Origin of the sequence: Pseudomonas sp. H11T01, assembly GCF_048515765.1 — a bacterium.
GTDB lineage: Bacteria > Pseudomonadota > Gammaproteobacteria > Pseudomonadales > Pseudomonadaceae > Aquipseudomonas.
On record NZ_JBLYED010000026.1, the window covers coordinates 1 to 18,721 of the forward strand.

The 18,721-nt window shown below is 55.4% G+C and carries 7 protein-coding genes and 1 pseudogene; 6 read left to right on the top strand and 2 right to left on the bottom strand.

Going from position 1 to position 18,721, the window contains the following annotated elements; all coding sequences use genetic code 11:
• Nucleotides 1-161: 161 nt before the first annotated feature.
• Both ACN1C3_RS26550 and ACN1C3_RS26555 read right to left on the bottom strand, forming a co-directional pair.
• Nucleotides 162-995: a phosphatase PAP2 family protein gene (locus ACN1C3_RS26550; protein WP_419118760.1), complete on the bottom strand. Its 834-nt coding sequence runs from the start codon at nt 993-995 to the stop codon at nt 162-164.
• A gap of 35 nt (nt 996-1,030) precedes the next feature.
• Nucleotides 1,031-1,705 (bottom strand): histidine phosphatase family protein, encoded by a 675-nt coding sequence (locus tag ACN1C3_RS26555; RefSeq protein WP_419118706.1) that lies wholly within the window; start codon nt 1,703-1,705, stop codon nt 1,031-1,033.
• A 442-nt stretch (nt 1,706-2,147) separates the two neighbouring features.
• Here ACN1C3_RS26555 and ACN1C3_RS26560 point away from each other — a divergent pair.
• From ACN1C3_RS26560 to ACN1C3_RS26585, 6 genes and pseudogenes are all read left to right on the top strand, one after another.
• Nucleotides 2,148-3,074: pseudogene (locus ACN1C3_RS26560) on the top strand (methyl-accepting chemotaxis protein); the annotation flags it as partial.
• Between the two features lie 144 nt (nt 3,075-3,218).
• The gene (locus ACN1C3_RS26565; protein WP_419118761.1) at nt 3,219-3,932 is read left to right on the top strand and encodes a methyl-accepting chemotaxis protein; all 714 of its coding nucleotides are present in this window, start codon (nt 3,219-3,221) and stop codon (nt 3,930-3,932) included.
• 193 nt (nt 3,933-4,125) lie between these two features.
• Nucleotides 4,126-7,428: a Tc toxin subunit A gene (locus tag ACN1C3_RS26570; RefSeq protein ID WP_419118707.1), complete on the top strand. Its 3,303-nt coding sequence runs from the start codon at nt 4,126-4,128 to the stop codon at nt 7,426-7,428.
• Between the two features lie 26 nt (nt 7,429-7,454).
• Nucleotides 7,455-11,324 (top strand): neuraminidase-like domain-containing protein, encoded by a 3,870-nt coding sequence (locus ACN1C3_RS26575; protein ID WP_419118708.1) that lies wholly within the window; start codon nt 7,455-7,457, stop codon nt 11,322-11,324.
• Nucleotides 11,321-15,823 carry a SpvB/TcaC N-terminal domain-containing protein gene (locus tag ACN1C3_RS26580; RefSeq protein WP_419118709.1) on the top strand — a complete coding sequence of 1,501 codons (4,503 nt, stop codon included), beginning with the start codon at nt 11,321-11,323 and terminating at the stop codon, nt 15,821-15,823. Before ACN1C3_RS26575 ends, ACN1C3_RS26580 begins: the two co-directional genes overlap by 4 nt.
• Nucleotides 15,820-18,621, top strand: a complete 2,802-nt coding sequence (locus ACN1C3_RS26585; protein ID WP_419118710.1) for an RHS repeat-associated core domain-containing protein — start codon at nt 15,820-15,822, stop codon at nt 18,619-18,621. The genes ACN1C3_RS26580 and ACN1C3_RS26585 overlap by 4 nt, the downstream gene beginning before the upstream one ends.
• The last annotated feature ends 100 nt before the right edge of the window (nt 18,622-18,721 follow it).

Sequence of the window (18,721 nt, forward strand, 5' to 3'; positions counted from 1 at the left end):
GCGTCAATTGATGGCATTGATGGGCTGAAAGGCCCTTTTTTCCTGAGCACCTCAGAAAAACAAATGCCCCGACAAGTCGGGGCATTTGTTTTTTGGCCTTGGCCGGCTGTGTTTTCACACAGTCTGTTCAGGTGCCGTTTTTTTTTAGACCATCGCGGTTGTCAGCTAATGGACTGAGGCTTGGCAACCACCACCGGTTCTTCGTCCTTACGCAGAACCGGCAGCTCCAGCCGCCCTCGCCCATAGAACGCCAACGCCGTCAGCAAGCAGGCAAGCCAAACGAAGATCCCCGCCCAAAAGGTGTGGGACATGTAGTGCCAACCCTGCAGAACCCGGGTAGTGCCGTAGACGAAACCGAGCAACAGCGAGCCATACAGAATGGCTTTGGAATGGCGCCAGCGATAACGACGAGCCACAAAGTACAAGGCGAGCATGGTGAAGCCACCCGAAGCATGACCGCCCGGCCAGCAGCGTCCCTCGCCTGCGACCTTCAACAGGTCAAAATTCTCGTACCACTCTTTATGTTCGATTTTCCCGGCGTACTGGGTGGTTTCAACCGGGCAATACACGCTGGTATGGCCTTTCAAATAGTGGATGACGCCGGTACAGATGGAAAAAGCGAACACGATGAACAGGAAGTCCCGACGGTGTTTTGTCGCAAACCTGAGCAGCGGAGCGACTCGGATCTTTTCCAGGTACGCGATCAGTTTGACGTGTTTGTCGGCCTTCAGTCGCGGCCAGAGGAATGACAACAACGCGCCGATAATCGCCGCCTCGCCTGTCCAGTTCGGAATGATTCGCGCCCATTTATGGGTGATTTTTTCGAAGAGTTGAACATTATCCAGCGGAAACATTTGCGTCGCCGGATCATAAAAAAGATCACTGAAGGCAATGTCTATTTTTGTCATATCAAACAACAAAAACACCACTGCAGCGCAAATAAGCGGGATACCGAAATTCACCCAATAAAATCGGTAGCGAGAAGAGGTCAGCATCTTTTTTCCTGGTTGAAGAGACAAATCCGTCTCTTTTATTTGAGAGCGACTGAAGGCCAATCGGCGGCTTCAACGAACCCGAGCATCTGAGGTTTTCCAGCAATACCTGCGGTTGAAACAAACAGCGATGCGCCATAGCCCTGCGTCGACGTCGAAAATTTCATTTCTTTTTCGAGTTCCGCCATGCACTCGCTGTGCGTCACCAGAATCAGGTTTCGGCCGGCAACCTTATGGCTGAGGGCATCGGTAAGCATGCGGCCTTTGCAGTTGATTAGCCACTCCTGGGCTGCGCTGACCTTATTGAACATATAAGAAGACGACTGCACCGCACGGGTCAAAGGGCTGTTGTAGATGTCGGCCTTGTCCAGGCCCATGTGTTGAAACTGCGCACCGATCGCCATGGCGACGCTACGGGAGCGCTCGGTAATACCGTCGGCGCTGTCCAGGCAGGCCGCTTTGGAGTGGTCACAACGCTCGACGTGACGAATCAGCACGATCATGTCGCCCTTGGCCCACCCCTCTCGCAGCAGCGCCAGTCCCGAAGCATTGCCATGGGCTAGATCAGGCACTGCCGCCGGCCTTAAAAGAAAAACAGTCAAGGCAATAACAAACAACGCAGACAGCAGCACAGCGGCCACTTTTCTGTAGTTCGTACTGCCATTCAAGCCCAGAGAGCGCTTGATGCCAATCAGATCGAGTCTTAATTCCACGATCAAGCCGCCCCTTTATAAAGATGTATTAACAAGCCGCGCGGGGCATACAAAGCAGTAATGACAGCTGCGCGATGAGAACGAGTGCCCACCGATCGGGCACACGAGCGAGAGCAAACCTAGAGAGAGTGACGTAGGGGAGCGGTGAAATGAATGTGAAAAAAAGCTTAAAGGGACGAGAGAGCTCGAAAAACCGTTTCAGCTCTCGCGTTTGCTGCCGATACATCCCCACACCTTGCTGGCTCAAAAAACAACAATCTTCCAGCCTACTGACGATCAACACGCGCAACGTTCCTGGAGGAATTTGATGAATAGCTGGTTCGGCAATATCAGCGTCAACCTGAAACTGGGCCTGGGTTTCGGCCTGGTACTGGCGCTCACCATGATCCTGGCTCTCACTGGCTGGACCAGCCTGGGCGGGCTGATCGATCGCAGCAACTGGATGAGCGACATCACTCAGTTGAACGCCGGCTTGACCAAACTGCGCGTCAGTCGTTTGCAGTACATGTTGACCAATGGCGACGAGACCGCCGCACAAAATGTGCAAACCACCCTCGATGGTTTCGTTGCCCAGCAACAATCGCTGCTCAATAGTTTCAAAAGCCCGGAAAACCTCAAGCTGCTCAAAGAGCAAAGCGCGACCATCAGCGCTTACCAGCAATCACTGAACAAAATGCGTAGCGCCTACCGCGCCGGCAACGCCGCTCGCCAGACCATGGGTGACAACGCCGAAACCGCCAACACGCTGATCACCACGATCAACACCCTCGTGCAGCAAATGCCCTTGAGCGACCAACGCTTCGAGCAGTTCCAGGCCATCACCCAGGCTAAGGAAGACTTCCAGCTCGCCCGTTATGAAGTGCGCGGCTATACCGGCAATACCAACGCCGAGAACGAACACAAAGCCATAGCCCAACTGGACGCGGCCATCGCTAGCCTGAAACAACTCAACACGCTTTTTGCCGACACGCAGCAAGACGCCCTGCGCCAGCTGGAAAGCGCACTGTCCGGTTATCGCAGCGCGTTGCTGGCCTATAAAGCGGCGAATAGCGACGCGGTTCAGGCCCGCAAGGAAATGACCGACCAAGGCAATGACATCGTTGCCCGCAGCGATGAACTGTACCAGATTCAGCTGGACCGTCGTGACGCCGAAAGCGCCCGGGCCCGTAGCCTGCAACTGATCAGCACCCTGCTGGCGTTGCTGGTTGGCATTCTGGCGGCGGTGATCATCACTCGCCAGATCACCCGTCCGCTGCGCGAAACCCTGGCCGTGGTCGAGCGCATCGCCTCGGGCGACCTGACCCACGATGTGCGCGTCACCCGCCGCGACGAACTCGGTGTGTTGCAGCAAGGCATTGCGCGCATGGGCGTGACCTTGCGTGATCTGATCAGCGGCATTCGCGATGGCGTCACGCAGATCGCCAGCGCCGCCGAGGAGCTGTCTGCTGTCACTGAAGAAACCAGCGCCGGGGTCAACAGTCAGAAGATCGAGACTGATCAGGTTGCCACCGCCATGCACGAAATGACCGCCACCGTGCAGGAAGTCGCGCGCAACGCCGAACACGCCTCGCAAGCCGCTGCCCACGCTGACGGTCAAGCCCGCGAAGGTGACAGAGTGGTCGCCGAAGCCATCGCCCAGATCGAACGCCTGGCCACGGAAGTTGAACGCTCGACCGACGCCATGACCGTGCTGCAGCAGGAAAGCGACAAGATCGGCAGCGTCATGGACGTGATCAAAGCCGTGGCCGAGCAAACCAACCTGCTGGCCCTCAACGCGGCCATCGAAGCGGCTCGCGCCGGTGAAGCCGGTCGTGGTTTCGCGGTAGTCGCCGACGAAGTCCGTGGCCTGGCTCAGCGCACGCAAAAGTCCACCGAAGAAATCGAAGGTCTGGTCGCTGGTTTGCAGAACGGTACCAAGCAAGTGGCCGCAGTGATGAACAACAGCCGCAGCCTGACCGACAGCAGCGTCGAACTGACCCGCAAGGCCGGCACCTCACTGGAAAACATCACCCGCACGGTGTCCAACATCCAGTCGATGAACCAGCAGATTGCCGCTGCCGCCGAGCAACAAAGCGCCGTGGCCGAAGAGATCAGCCGCAGCATTATCAACGTGCGCGACGTCTCTGAACAAACCGCCGCCGCCAGCGACGAAACCGCCGCGTCCAGTGTTGAACTGGCGCGGTTGGGTAGTCAGTTACAGATGATGGTCAGCCACTTCCGGGTTTGAGTCTCAGCTTGCTCCCCCCTCCAGCGCTCGAGCCGACCGGGGGAGCAAGCAGTGTCGAACTCCTACAGGTCGATAGGAGTCTCTTCCGTCCAAACGGCGACTTTTCCAGTTCTCCATACAATGGACGCCTGACGGCTCTCAATCCTCCCGTGCAGTAACGTCGATAGTTCCACTTCATAGGAGACTTATCGGCATGGACGGCTATCCATTACTCCAGGCACTTATCAAGGCCAGCAGTCCCGAGAAATACCTGGAACTGCAAAAACTCTTCAAAGACACACTGCGGCTCACTTCAGTGTTCGATATCACCCGGCTGACCGAAGCCAGCTTCAAGGATAACGTCAAGGCCGCGATCAACCGTGACCATACGCTCAAAGAGCACGCCTCCAGCATCGACATCGGGAGGCTCTACGACAACGCCAAGTGTCTTGCCGCCCAGGTCAGCCATTTGTATCGGGAACAACAACTCTCATCCGGACAAACGCAACACCATTGGCATCCCCCAGGCATTCGTGCCGTCGAGAAACAAGGCCCCACCTATACCAATCTGTTTCAGGAAGACTGGGACGAATCCTGCAAAATCGATTCGATTGCAGCAATCGATTCGCCAGCCGCCTACCTTAGAGCGCTGTACCTGTTTGCCAAGCAACTGGAAACCAGTGCCTCGCAATCAGCAAATGAGGCCGTCAACCGAATCCTGCTGGAAAAACGGCGCCCGGATCTCTCGGTTCTATCGATCGACCAGCAAAATACCTTCACTGCACAGCCCATGCTCAAAATCGTCAATGACATCCTGAACACGAATATTCAGGAGGCACTGAAGAGCACCGCCGACAAAAACAAATCAACGTATGACGTATTGGCGCAACGACGTTATCCCTTCGCTCTTCCCTATGAAATTTACCATCATCAGTGCCTGTTGGGCCTCAGTGCGAATAAACCATCGTTGGGGGAGTTGAACTACCTCACCAGCACCAGTCTCCCCATCACTCAGACAGTCAACATTCAGTATGGTCAGGTACTGGACTCCTCGGCGACCGAAGCCCAACAGCTGTTATCCGGACTAAGTCCGCAGCAGCAGCTATTGCTGACAGATGAGGGAAAAAATAGAGAGAAAGATGACTATTGGAAGAACCTCTATGGCATCGATTCGCCTTCCGGCCTTAGCAACATGAACACCTTTCTGGAGCGTACCGAACTGAAGGCAGAGCAACTCGAAGCGCTGCTGTCTCAGGGCAAACATACTCCACGCCAATCCAGCAATTACCCAACAGCAGTTTCACCTCCCGGCCCCTATGGCGCCCGTTACGTAAACGGCCCGTCCCCTACCGGCAGTACCGCTGCCAACAGTATGGCAATCATCAACAATCAGGAGGGCAAAGAGATCGCCCGGACGACAGATCAACGATTCGAGCGCCTACAACGAATGATCCGCTTGCAACGCTGGCTCGATATCCCTTTCGCCGAGTTGGACACCCTGATCATCAGCGCCTTGGAGTCTCAAGTGCCGAGTAACACGCTCATGCAACTCGACACCTATACCGTGCGCGCCTTGGGGGTTTATCGCTATCTGAGCCGTCGGTACTCGATCAACGCCGAAGAGTTTGGAGCCTTGCTTCATCAGGTGTCCCCCTATGCCACCGGCGATACTCCCCCCCTATTCGACCGGGTATTCGATCAAGCCGGGCTGTTCGACACACCACTTGTACTCGATGGGCGATCATTCTCTGTTGACGACTCGAACCCGGACTCGCACACCATCCTCCAATACTTGAGTGCCAGTCTTGGTCTGCCCCTGACCGAGGACTCTCTATTACTGATCGTCAAGAACACAGAAAAACACCTTGGCCCCCTGAAGTGTGATCTACGTACCCTGTCCTCGATCTACCGGCAGGCGCGGATTACCCGGATGCTCGGTATTTCGATCGCCGAAAGTGTAACCCTGGCACATTTGCTGGGTGGTGAAAGCATCTCTAGATGTTTGGCAAAAGGAAACAACTCAGATGTCCGCACAATCCGAATAGAAGCCAGTGAGGGTAACGAGTATTTCAAGTTGGTAGCACGCTTCCGTTTACCCGAGCAAACCGATCCCGATAATCCTCCCCTGCTGCTGCCAGGATCAACGCTGACACTCAATACTTCACGGTTCGCCAATAAAGATACTTTCAATGAGATTAACGTCAGTTTCCCCGACACCTCGACCCGCGACCTCCCCAGAATCAGCATCGGCCTGATCGAGATGGTTTTCGCTGATGTAAAGACTTCTCTGACGGGGCTTCCAATAACACTGTCCAACGGTGATCTCGATGCACTAATACACAATGAAGTTCCGTTTGCGACTCTAATTACGACGCTGCCCGATAACAACAATCGAAGTCGTACCTACTCCAATGTCACGCTGAGCCAAGATATCCCCCAGGGCGTAGATACGCTTAATCTGCTCGATGTACTGATGCAAATGGACTGGATCACAAACTGGCTCAGTGAATCCGCCTACGACATCCCCAAACTACAACGCCTGTTGGAACCCATGGGCAGCGATGAGCATTCGTTTCCAGGTTTGCAGCAACACCTCACCCAACTGAACGGCAATGCCATCCAGTGCGCAGTAACCCCACGAGAAATAGCAGAGCTGTCGCTTCCAAAAGACGTCGACTGGCGCAAGCTACTGGCTAACACATTGCTTGATGACAAAGGTCTGGTGAGAAACTTCGCGCCAGCAATCGAAGACGATGTGCCACTGAAACTGACCTCTGCGCTGGATAACATCATCGACCCACTGGCACTGGGCAAAGCGCTCAAAGACGACTGCAAGAAGAAACTCAAAGATCTGCTGCTGCTTGCCCATGATCGACAACTGCACCTGATCGAAAAGCTCTTGCAGGAAATCTCCCTGCTACCCATGAACTGCACAAAGGGGGTGCTGTCATGGGCAAATACCCCGGCCCACCAGATCCTGACCGATGCCCTGGACCTAGTACACCCGACCAGGCTTTGCGAAACACTACACCCTGTTCTGCGCCATGCCGAAGCGGCCGTTCAGCTGCACCTGAGCAACAGTGCCCTGCGTTTGTTCCTGAGCCATCCCGACTGGTTGGAAACGCCGAACACGCAACTGAAACTGACACTGACACTGAGCAGCTTGTACTTGCTCGATCGCTTCAACCATTGCATGACCACCCACCAGCACCCTGAAGAAAGCCTTCTGAGCTATATACGGCTCGCCAATTCGGACGCTCCCAAGACAGTAACGAACAGTTTCCTGGCCAAATTGCTGAACTGGACAACAGCTGAAGTCAGTGTGCTGACCGCAAAGCTAACGCCCCAACGAGCCCGAACAATGAAGGACGTGGATTGGGTCATGCGCTGCCACTCGACCTGCAAGGCCACCGGGCTGTCTGCCGCTTCACTCCTCAGCGCCACCACCCTGAACAACACCCGCTCAGCAAACACCTGGAAGAAAGTCGGTGAAGCCGTCATGGCTGCGAGTCATTGATCCCATTACATGCTCAAGGAATGAACATGTCTGCCTCCATTGAAAAGCAACTCAACGAAAGTCTGCGTGATGCTCAGCTCGCGCTCTATCTGTCAGGGATCGTGCCTGATAACGAGACATTGAAGTCCCTGAAGATCGCAGAGCATCTCAAGACGGCCAATGACCTCTACCATTACTGGCTACTCGATGTGCTGGTCACCCAGAATGTGCCCACCAGCCCGGTGGCCTGCGCCACCGCAAGCCTGCAGCAATACATCAACAGCATCCTGGCCAACATGGAGCCCGGGTATCACACGGCGAACATCCCGGCAGACCAGATCGAAACCTGGCAAACCGTAATGCATCACTATCCAACCTGGGCGGCCAACCAGCGGCAGCATTATTTTCCTGCGGTCTATCTGGACCCGACCCTTCGCCAGATCAGGACCGACAGCTTCCAGCAACTGGAAAACGATATCAACCAGAACCAACTCACCTCCGAGTCCGTTCAGACGGCAGTACTGGCCTACCTGACAAGACTCGAAGAAGTTGCCAACTTGACCACGCTCAATGGTTACATCGACGGAAGCGATTTCGCTAACAGCACCTATTACTTCATTGCCAAGTCCCGCGCCGCGAATACCTACTATTGGCGCTCGCTGGACATGGCTCAGCGTCCCCTCACGGGAGCCTCTTCAGCATCCGGCTCTGTCCCCCTCAAATACGATGCACCAGAGCCACAGGCCTGGTCGGACTGGAAGCGCGCCAATCTGCCCATTTCCGAAAGTGCCATCGAACACACCATTCGCCCAGTCATGTTCAACAATCGTCTATACGTGATCTGGGCGGAATGCATCGCTCAGGACAAGTCCGCTGGAAAGGACGACAGTAAAAGAGTCAATCCCCTGTTCCGTTTGAACCTGTGCTACAAAAAATACGACGAGAGCTGGAGCACACCACAGACCTGTCTACAGGGTTACGGTTCGAACGATTTGCTTCACTCTCAGGACGTTGCCCACCTCAGGAAGAACACACACAGCCTTGCCTTCCATGATCATGTTCACTCCCCAGAGTCACTCCTTATTGCTCTCTATGTTGACGGCGACGGATACACGTTGCCATCGAACTTGAAGAACCTGCTTTGGATGTCGGTGCATATCGACAAAGACTCTCATGCCACGCCAACAACCTACTTCGACGGGCTGCCCACACACGTAGTTAATGAAGAGGTGCCAACGTCATTCTTTGAACGACTCCAAACAGAACTCGAAAAATGGACATCGTTATTCCTGCCTCCCAAAAACCGGACCGAGAGAGATGTAAGGCTCCAATTCAAGCAAATGCCGTCAGACATGGAACCTAAGGTACCCAGTATCAAGTCCCGCCAGGACAGCGCTTTAGGCACTGCAGAATTTATTGACTTCTCAGACTCGAACATCAAATCCAGCGATGGCATAACGAATCAAACACGCACACCCATTCGAATGAATATCACCTTCGCCAGGCATCTGATCCAGCGTGCGGAAACGAGCATGGACAGCCTGCTGAGCTGGAATTCTCAGCACCTGCACGAGCCTGCTATTGGAAAACAAGGTACCTCTGAGAGCATGGATTTCTACGGTGCCTATGGTCGCTACTTTGTAGAATTGTTCCTTTATCTTCCATGGTTGGTGGCACACCGCTTTAACCTGGAGCGCCAATACGGTGAGGCCGAACGCTGGTTGCAATACGTGTTCAACCCCGGCCGCAAAAAAGTCAATAACGGCAATCCCGACTATTGGAATGCCGTGCCATTAATCAGCGCCACCCCAGCCCCCGGCCAACCCAGCTACGCCATCCAGGGCCCACAAGACCCGCATCAGATTGGCCTTAGTTATCCAGTGCACTTTCGCAAAGCCTTGTACATGCTCTACATCGATATCCTGGCCAATCGCGGTGACACTGCGTACCGCACGTTGACCCCCGATGGGCTGGCGCAAGCCAAGCTCTGGTACATCCGCGCACTGGACCTGTTGGGCCCTCGCCCGGATCTCAAACAAACCGACCTCTGGTCTACCGTCACACTGCAAAAATTCAGTGACGAGACCAACACCACACTGCGCGCTTTTGAAAATGATCTTGGCAAAAAGAAAAAAAACCAACCTACAACAACAGCCCCCAACGTTGCGCCTCAGGTGTGCGTGCGCCCTTATGCACCACCCCCCTCGGTACACGCGATTGACACGCCACACTTGCGTCTACCGTTCAACCCGGTGCTGATCTCGCGCTGGGAAAAGCTGGAAAGTCGCTTGCACAACCTTAGACATAATCTCGACATTGTCGGCAAGCCACTGAGTCTCTCCCTCTTCACGGCGCCCGCTGCACCAGGTGACTCACTGCGCTCCAATCCTCAGCGTGCGGCAGAACCCGGCATTGACCGACGCCTGAGTCTGGATATCCCGCCTTACCGCTTCAGCACCCTGCATGCCCATGCCATAAGCGCGGTAGATACCGTGATTCAGTTCGGTACAACACTGTTGTCATTCATCGAGCGTACCGAGCAAGCCAGCCATCAGGAAATTCAGCAGCAACACCTCTGGGATCTGGCGAACATTACCGTAGACCTACAAACCCAGGCGTTGAAGATCGACCAAAAGAACAAGGAGGCCTTACTTGCCAGTAAAGCCATTGTCGAAGGGCGTATGGATTATTACAGTCAACTGGTCAATGAGGTGGTCAACCCGGGAGAAGTCGCCGCCGCCGCATTGCACCTGACAGGACGTATTGCTGAAGCCTCTGCCTACGCGGCCCAAGTGGCCGGTCACAGCCTGAAGGTCATCCCCAACATTTTTGGCATGGCAGACGGCGGTCATCGCGTCGAGGGGGTGCCCTTTGCGGTCATGGCCGGAGCTCAAGGAGTGGCAGCAGCTGCTCATGGCGCCGGCGAAGCCCTCGAACGTGCAGCACAATACCGTCGTCGCCATCAGGAGTGGACGCTCGCTCGCGATCAGACAAGGCTCGAAATCGCACAACTCGATGCACAACTGGCACTTGAAGCCGAACGGGAGACAGCCTCCCTGCTGCTGTTGCGACACACTCAAACGGCACTCACCCAAGCCAGAACCACCTACGACTTCCTCAGCAAGCGCTTTACCAACTCGCAGCTTTACCAGTGGTTCGCTGGCCAGTTGTCCATCTTCTATTACCAAGCGTATGACGAAGCCTTGTCGCTGTGCCAACTCACCGAGTTATGTTGGCGCTACGAGATGGCCGACCATTTGACACAGCCGTTCTTCCAACCCCAAGCCTGGAACAGTACCTATCGCGGACTCGGCCCTGGGGAGTCGATGAAGCTGGGCTTGCTGAAAATGAAGAAAACCTGCCTTTTGGGTCACGAACGAGAGTTAGAGATTCGCAAGGCTGTTTCTTTGCGCCACGTGAAAGCCAAAGACCAAAAATCGACGATCAACCTGAACTGGGCAGAGCTCCACAGTAAGTTGAAAGCCAATGGAACCTGCGATTTCGAGCTGACAAACGCGATGTTCGAGGACGACTACAAAGACCAGAATCATTACCTGAGGCGCATCAAGACCATCAGCGTCTCTCTGCCAGCCTTACTGGGTCCCTATGAAAACGTCAGGGCAATGCTGACTCAGACCTCCAGCAAGGTGTTCATGTCCGCAGGTAGCACAGGACCGAGCATGGAGAACCAGCGAGCCAACCAGCAGATCGCCCTTTCCACCGGATTCGACGATAACGGTTTGTTTACCCTGAACTTCAACGATGAACGCTACCTGCCCTTCGAATACACCGGCGCCATCTCCACATGGCGACTGACCTTCCCGAACCACGAAGCGCAGCAAGCCATGCTCGAATCATTGACCGACATCATCGTGCACGTGAGCTACACGGCCAGAGCAGGCGGAGGTTCGCAATGAGTGAACAAACCGCATTGCCGGTTATCGCACCGTCGCTGCCCAAAGGTGGAGGAGCCATTCAAAGCATCGGCAAAGGATGGGGCGCCATTGGCGCACACGGTGCAGCATCGTATGAAATTGCATTACCCATTTCGCCGGGCCGTGGCTTCGCACCGTCGTTGTCGCTGAACTATGGCAGTTCAGTCGGCAATGGCGTGTTCGGTATCGGCTGGGGAATGACATTGCCCACCGTAGGGCGACGCACCAGTAAGGGTGTTCCCACCTATACCGAAGATGACGAAATTGTCGGCCCAAATGGGATTGTGTGGATGCCCGAGCGCAATCCACAAGGCACCATTACCTCAACCGGAATCAATCATTACAACGATCTGAAACTGAATACGACCTACACCGTGGTGCGCCACTTCCCCAGAGTCGAAAGCACCTTCGACCGAATTGAACATTGGTCCTCTGCGAGCGACAAACCGGGTTTCTGGCTGGTGCACAGCGCCGACGGCAGCCTTCACCTGTTCGGGAAAAACCCGGTATCGCGTCGGGTCGATCCGCAAGATTCAACGCATGTCGGCGAATGGCTGCTGGAGGAGAGTCTTAACGCCCACGGCGAACACATCCTCTATCAGTACAAGGCAGAAGATCACAGCAATGGCGCCACAGCCCAGCGCTACTTGAGCCGTGTGAGCTATGGCAACTTCAAGGCCGATGCACACCTTTACTTATGGAACGCAGATCGGTTGGAATCTGTGCAATGGCACTTCGACGTGGTGTTCGACTACGGCGAACGAAGTACGGAATACGAACAGAAACCGGCGTACACCGGGCAACAGTGGCAAAGCCGTAGCGACGGGTTTTCCAGCTTCGCCTACGGCTTTGAACTACGCACGGAACGCCTGTGCCGCCAGGTGCTGATGTTTCACCGTTTTCCCGATGAGCTGGGCGCCTACCCCGTTCTGGTGCGACGCCTGCTGCTAGATTATCGTCAGACGCCTCTGGGCTATCACCTCCTGAGCGCGGCCCATGACCAGGCGTTTGGTACCGCGATCACCCCCGAAAGCCGTCCCCCCATCGAGTTCAGCTACAGCGAGTTCAAGCTCCCCTCTGATACCCATGCATGGCAGCCGTTTCAGAACATGCCCGGCCTCAACGACGGTCAGCGTTACCAACTGGTAGACCTGTACGGTGAAGGGCTGCCGGGGGTGCTGTATTCCAGTGAAAGTGCCTGGTATTACCGCGAGCCCATACGAGCCAAAACCAAAAGCAATGAGGTGGCTTACGATCAGTGGCGCGCATTGCCGAGTCTCCCTACCGCCGACACGGCTAAGCCTGCGCGCCAGTCACTGAGCGACCTCACGGGCGACGGACGACTGGACTGGGTCATCGCCCAGCCGGGGCTCAGTGGTTTTTTCTCCCTCGGCCCCGACCGCAACTGGTCGGATTTCGCCCCGTTCAATGCGTTTCCTATGGAGGTTTTCCATCCACAAGGGCAGTTGGCCGATCTGATGGGCGAAGGGCTAAGCGACCTGACGCTCATAGGGCCGCGTAGCGTTCGTCTGTACGCCAATCAACGAGAAAAGGGCTTTGGTGCTGCCCGCGAAGTGGCTCGTGAAGAGGACGAAGATGCCCTTCCCGTACTCACTTCTTCGCCCACCGAGCTGGTGGCTTTCAGCGATATCCTGGGCAGTGGTCAGCCGCACCTGGTGCGCATTCGCCACAATGAAGTGAAGTGCTGGCCAAACCTGGGACATGGGCGTTTCGGTAAAGGTATCGTGCTGGGATCACCGGCCCTTGCGTACGAGACATTTGACGCCTCGTGCATCCGTCTGGCGGATCTGGACGGCTCCGGTGCCGCCGATCTGATCTATCTGGAAGCGGCGCAGGCGCGGATCTTCATGAACCGTGGCGGCAACGGTTTCGGCCCTTCAGTTGCCCTACCCTGGCCGGAAGGTGTTCGCTACGACCGTTTATGCCAGGTGAGCATCGCCGACCTGCAAGGGTTGGGCTGCTCCAGCCTGATACTCAGCGTGCCGCACATGGCCCCCCAACATTGGCGCTACGACTTCGTCAGTGAAAAACCGTATTTACTCACCGCTACCAATAACAACATGGGCGCCGCAGGCAACATCCGCTACCGCAGTTCAGCGCAGGAGTGGCTGGATGAAAAAGCGGAGAAAAACAAAGCCGCAAAGCCACTCACCTGTCATGTGCCCTTTGCCCTGCATCTGGTCGAGAAACAGACTCAGCTCGACGAGATTACCGGCAATCGACTGACCCAGAACGTTTCCTATCGCCAAGGCTATTACGACGGTATCGAACGGGAGTTTCGTGGCTTTGGTCTGTTACTGCAAACCGACAGTGAAGCCAACCCCAGCGATGTCGACTCGCAAGGTTTTACGGCGCCGTGTCTGAAAAAAAGCTGGTTCCACACTGGGCAAGCAGTCGATGCGTCACGTAGCGGTTATCACCGTGCCGACAAACAGGCGGTAGCGCTGGGCAACGCACTGCTCTGCGAGTACTCGCCTGACACCCGGAGCGACACACTCATCCTCTCACCAGATGAGCTGACCACCCTTGAAATGGCTCGTGCCCTCAGCGGTCATTTACTACGCACCGAACTCTTCGGACTCGATAGGCGTCTGAAAACCAGAACGCTGTATTCGATTCAGGAAAACCGCTACCGGGTGCGCCTGCTACCAGCGCCAGGCAGCAACCAGCGCTACGCCCGGATGTTGCCGCTGCAACTGGAGTCCATCAGCTACCAGTACGAAGGCATCACCGATGATCCGCGATGCCAGCACACCTTCAGTCTGCAGCACGACGCCTACGGCGCACTGACGCATGGCGTGAGCGTCCATTACGCCCGACGCAAAACCGGCAGCGATACCCCACCGTTCAGCGATGCCGACCAACAACAATGGTGGCGCGACGCTCATGATCCGGCGCAACAGTTCTACTACCTGAACGAAACCCGAGCCGAGTTCATTCATCTCGATAGCGCCCAAGGATGGCGGCTGGGTCTGCCTTACCGCCAGCGCACCCATGCGTTGAAACGTCCCAAAGCACCCGAAGCCTTGGGGCTGACCATAAAGGACATGACTTACGAAAAGCTCATCGAGCTCGTCAAGGGAACGGCCTGGACGACCCAGAGCGTCCTGACGGGTCTGTCCGTGCAACGTTACAAGAACACCGCCGCAGCAGAAACCCTGCCGGACGGCGTCGCCCACTTCGAAGCCTTGGCCGACCACCTGGAAACAGCCGAGCTGGACGAAACAGCCCTGAAAGCCTTCAGCGTATTGCCGCAAGACTCTCGCCCCAAGGGAAAACTGCTCGAACGAAGTGGCTATCACCGCATGACCGATTTTCTCCCCGTGTCCACGTCTCCCATAAAACTCTGGTCAGTCAAAAGCGGTTTCGCGACCTACGCCGCGCTGGAGGGCTTCTACAAAGCACAGACCCTACAGGCGAGCAAAAGCCACGGTTTGATCGAGGTCAGCTACGACAAGTACCGCTACCTCATCACCGCGTTCAAACTGCCCGATGGCTGCATCACCAAGGCTACCTACGATTACCGCTCACTCCAGCCCCGGTGCATCACTGACCCGAACGGGAACATTCAAGAGGCTCTCTACGATGGTTTCGGTCAAATACTGGCCACCAGCGTTTACAGCAACAAGAGCAAAAAGCTCATCGGTTTCAAGCCTATCGCCCACTACAAACGTCCGGTGTTCACCAGCCCGGCCGAGGCGATCAACAATGCAAAAGGCGCACTGCTGGACGCCGCCAATGCCATCTATTACGCGCCATTTAGCTGGATGGGCCGCGTCTCGGACACAGCCCTGAAGGACACCGGCTGGCTGACGCGCTGCGTGGCCAACGGTGACTTGCTGTCGACCGGACATATCTGCGCTTCGGTCCGAAGTCGTCTGGCGCACCTAAAGACACTCTCGGCCGATGAAGCGAAACTGAAAATCGAACTCGACACCTCGACCCGTGAGCCGGCGCACATTGCCTCACTGATTGCTGATCGTTACCCCGATGACGACCAGAGGCAAATCCGTATCACCGTCACCTGCTGCGATGGCTTCGCTCGGACACTGCAACACAAACAAAAGGTTGAGTCAGGAACAGCCTACGTCGTCAACGCGAACGGAGCGCTGGGCATCAAGGACGGAAAACCGCAGGAGCAGACCGCTGCAAACCGCTGGCACGTCAGTCAACGGGTGGAATACAACAACAAGGGATTGGCAATCCGAACCTACCGCCCCTACTTCGCCGATCAGCACCGCTACATCAACGATGTGTCCTTGCGGCAGTTCGGCCACTGCGATCTGCAATTTTACGATCCGTTGGGGCGCCCGACACAGACTCGCCTCGCCAAGCAAGGCGATCTTTCCTATATGCGGCGGCAAACCCGCTATCCCTGGTACACCCTGGATGAAGACGAGAACGATACGCTCGAGGAAATAACGCCCAAAAAACCTTCCATTGCCGGGGGTGATGCATGAGCGCGCAACTGCATCGCAAGACTCCGACGATCAACGTGGTCGATAGCCGAGGCCTGACAGTCCGGCATGTCACCTACTGGCGTCGCGACGCTACCCAAAATCCGCAGGCACTCATTACACGCCACCAGTACGACATTGTCGGACGCCAGATTGAGCAGTGGGACCCTCGACTGTTTGGCAAATCCACGAAGGCCAACCTGACGACCGCTTACAGCCTGTCGGGGGCGACACTGCTGAGCGACAGTGTCGACGCCGGATGGCGTGTGAGTCTGCCTGGCGACGCTGGGCAAACGCTACGCAGCTGGGATCAACGTGGCAGCCATTGGCAAACGACCTACGATAATCAGCTAAGGCCGACCGCCATTCAGGGGCAAGCGGCAGGCCAGGATCTGCGCGTGGTCGAATGCTTCAGCTACAGCGATAGCTCACCAGAATCTGCGGCGCGCAACCTATGTGGTGCGCTGACCCGTCACGATGACGGCGCCGGTACCCTGCTCATCAATGACTACGCACTCTGCGCCAAACCCCTTAACCAGATACGGCGCTTCCTCTTCGCCCCCGAACAGCCAAACTGGCCAACAGATGAGAAGGACCGCGATGTACTGCTTGAAGAGGGGGATGGCCACGAAACGATGTGGCGCTACGACGCACTCGGAGAACCCATCCTGCAGATCGATGCCAGCCAGCATCAACAACGTTTCTCGTTTGATGTCGCAGGCCAACTCAAGGCAATAAGCCTGCAAATCAAAGACGCAGCAACTGAACAGATCATTGTGAAGGATCTCGCCTACAACGCGTTTGGCCAGGTCCACTCCCAGACTGCCGGGAACGGTGTTATCAGCCACGCAGTGTTCGATCCGGCCAGCGGTCGATTGACCTCACTCACCGCGTCCGTGTCCGCCAATACATTGCAGGACCTGCACTACACCTATGACGCGGTGGGCAATGTGACGCAAATCGCCGACAAGGCCCAGCCGGTGCAATTCGGCAGTAACCAGCGGGTCGAAGCCGTCAGCACATTCACCTACGACAGCCTCTACCAACTAACCAGCGCGACAGGGCGTGAAGCGGCGGGACCGAACCTTCCCAACCTTCCCACCTCCAGCAGAGCACCGATTGATGCCCGGCAACTGTTCAACTTTATCGAGCACTACGATTACGACAGCGTCGGTAACCTGACCGAATTGCGTCATGTTCGCGACCGCAATAACTACACCCGAACCCTGAACGTTGCAGTCACAAGCAATCGCATGCGGTCCTGGAACAAGGGCGACTCATCACCTGACGTTGCAGCAGACTTCGATGCCAACGGTAACCAGCAGGCACTGCAACCGGGTCAGACTCTGGAATGGAACATCCGCAATCAACTCGGCAACGTGATGCTGATCACGCGTGAAGACGGGCGTAATGATATTGAACGCTACTGCTACGACAGTAGCGGCCAACGCGTACGCAAAATACAAACAACCTATGCCGCGTCGATCACTCATACCCGAGAAGTTCGTTACCTGCCAGGCCTCGAGATCCGCACCCGCAACAACGAACGCCTGGAAGTCATTACTGTGCAAACCGGTCGCTGCAGTGTGCGTTACCTGTACTGGACTGAAGGCCGACCGTCCGCGATTGCAACAAACCAGTTGCGCTACAGCCTTGATGACCACTTGGGTTCCAGCACGCTGGAACTCGACGACCAGGCCTGGCTGATCAGCCAGGAAAGCTATTTTCCCTACGGTGGAACTGCTTGGACAGCGTCCCGTTCTGCCGTGGAGGCCGACTACAAAACCATTCGATATTCCGGTAAAGAGCGAGACGCCAGTGGGTTGTATTACTACGGGCAGCGATATTATGCGCCATGGCTACAGCGTTGGATCAGTCCCGATCCGAAAGGAGTCGCAGACGGGATGAATCTGTATTGCATGGTTGGCAATAATCCAATTCGTTACGCTGACAAACTTGGCACTAACAAAGAAGAGCTAACCACTTACCAAACTATCTTATCCGAAGTGCAGAACAGGGTTAGCCGGCTCAACGACCAGCTCTACAACAGCTTTAGCGAAAAAGACATCTATAAAAGATACGCACAAAGCATTGGTTATAATTTAGCGCGAAACGCCACTGCCACTGCTGCTGGCGTTGGCGCATTGGTACTGGGTCCCGCTGCGGCAGTCGCCGCTGCATCGATCACATCACTGGCAGTCGATGCTGCCGCAAACAAGTTCGAGGCCACTCGCCACTTAACGGTTTCATTAGTCCCACAAGCCTCTCTCCTGGATCCTGAAAAAATAGAAAAGGCAGGGAGAACTGCCTTTTACGATATACACACAAAATCACAGGACACTGTCAAAGAGCACGATATCCGAGTACCGGAAGGGCAAAAGAAACCTTCATTGATACTAACGCGAGCACTATTGGGAAAGGTTATGGTATTGCCCGGCGCGTGGGTTGCAAACTTCGAAACTTCCGTCCAGGTAGAGACTGCGCTCAGAGGATTGGCCCCGAGAAAAATTGAAAAACTGAATAACGCACTTTATCTGCTGGATGACTATTTGAAACACGATACACATGAAATAAAAAAAGCTTTCGACACGCTAGGAATAGAAGAATTTTACTCCAGCGATCCTCTGGGCACGTTGAAATTTTCCTTCGACCAAGCGACCAACAAAATTAGCACCACGGGCTCAAACTCAATAAAACATTCGGATATACAGCGCGACATACACATTACCAGAGCAACAATCCAACGAGGGAAAGAGCTACTTTTCAAACATTCCGAATACAATAAATCACGGCCCACCTAATGGGTGAAATAGCTGAGTCGGTCAGACACTGATCAAACACCAACCGATTCCCGAACGGACCACTGATTGTCATGTCCTGGCTCCCCAGGGCATGGCCTGA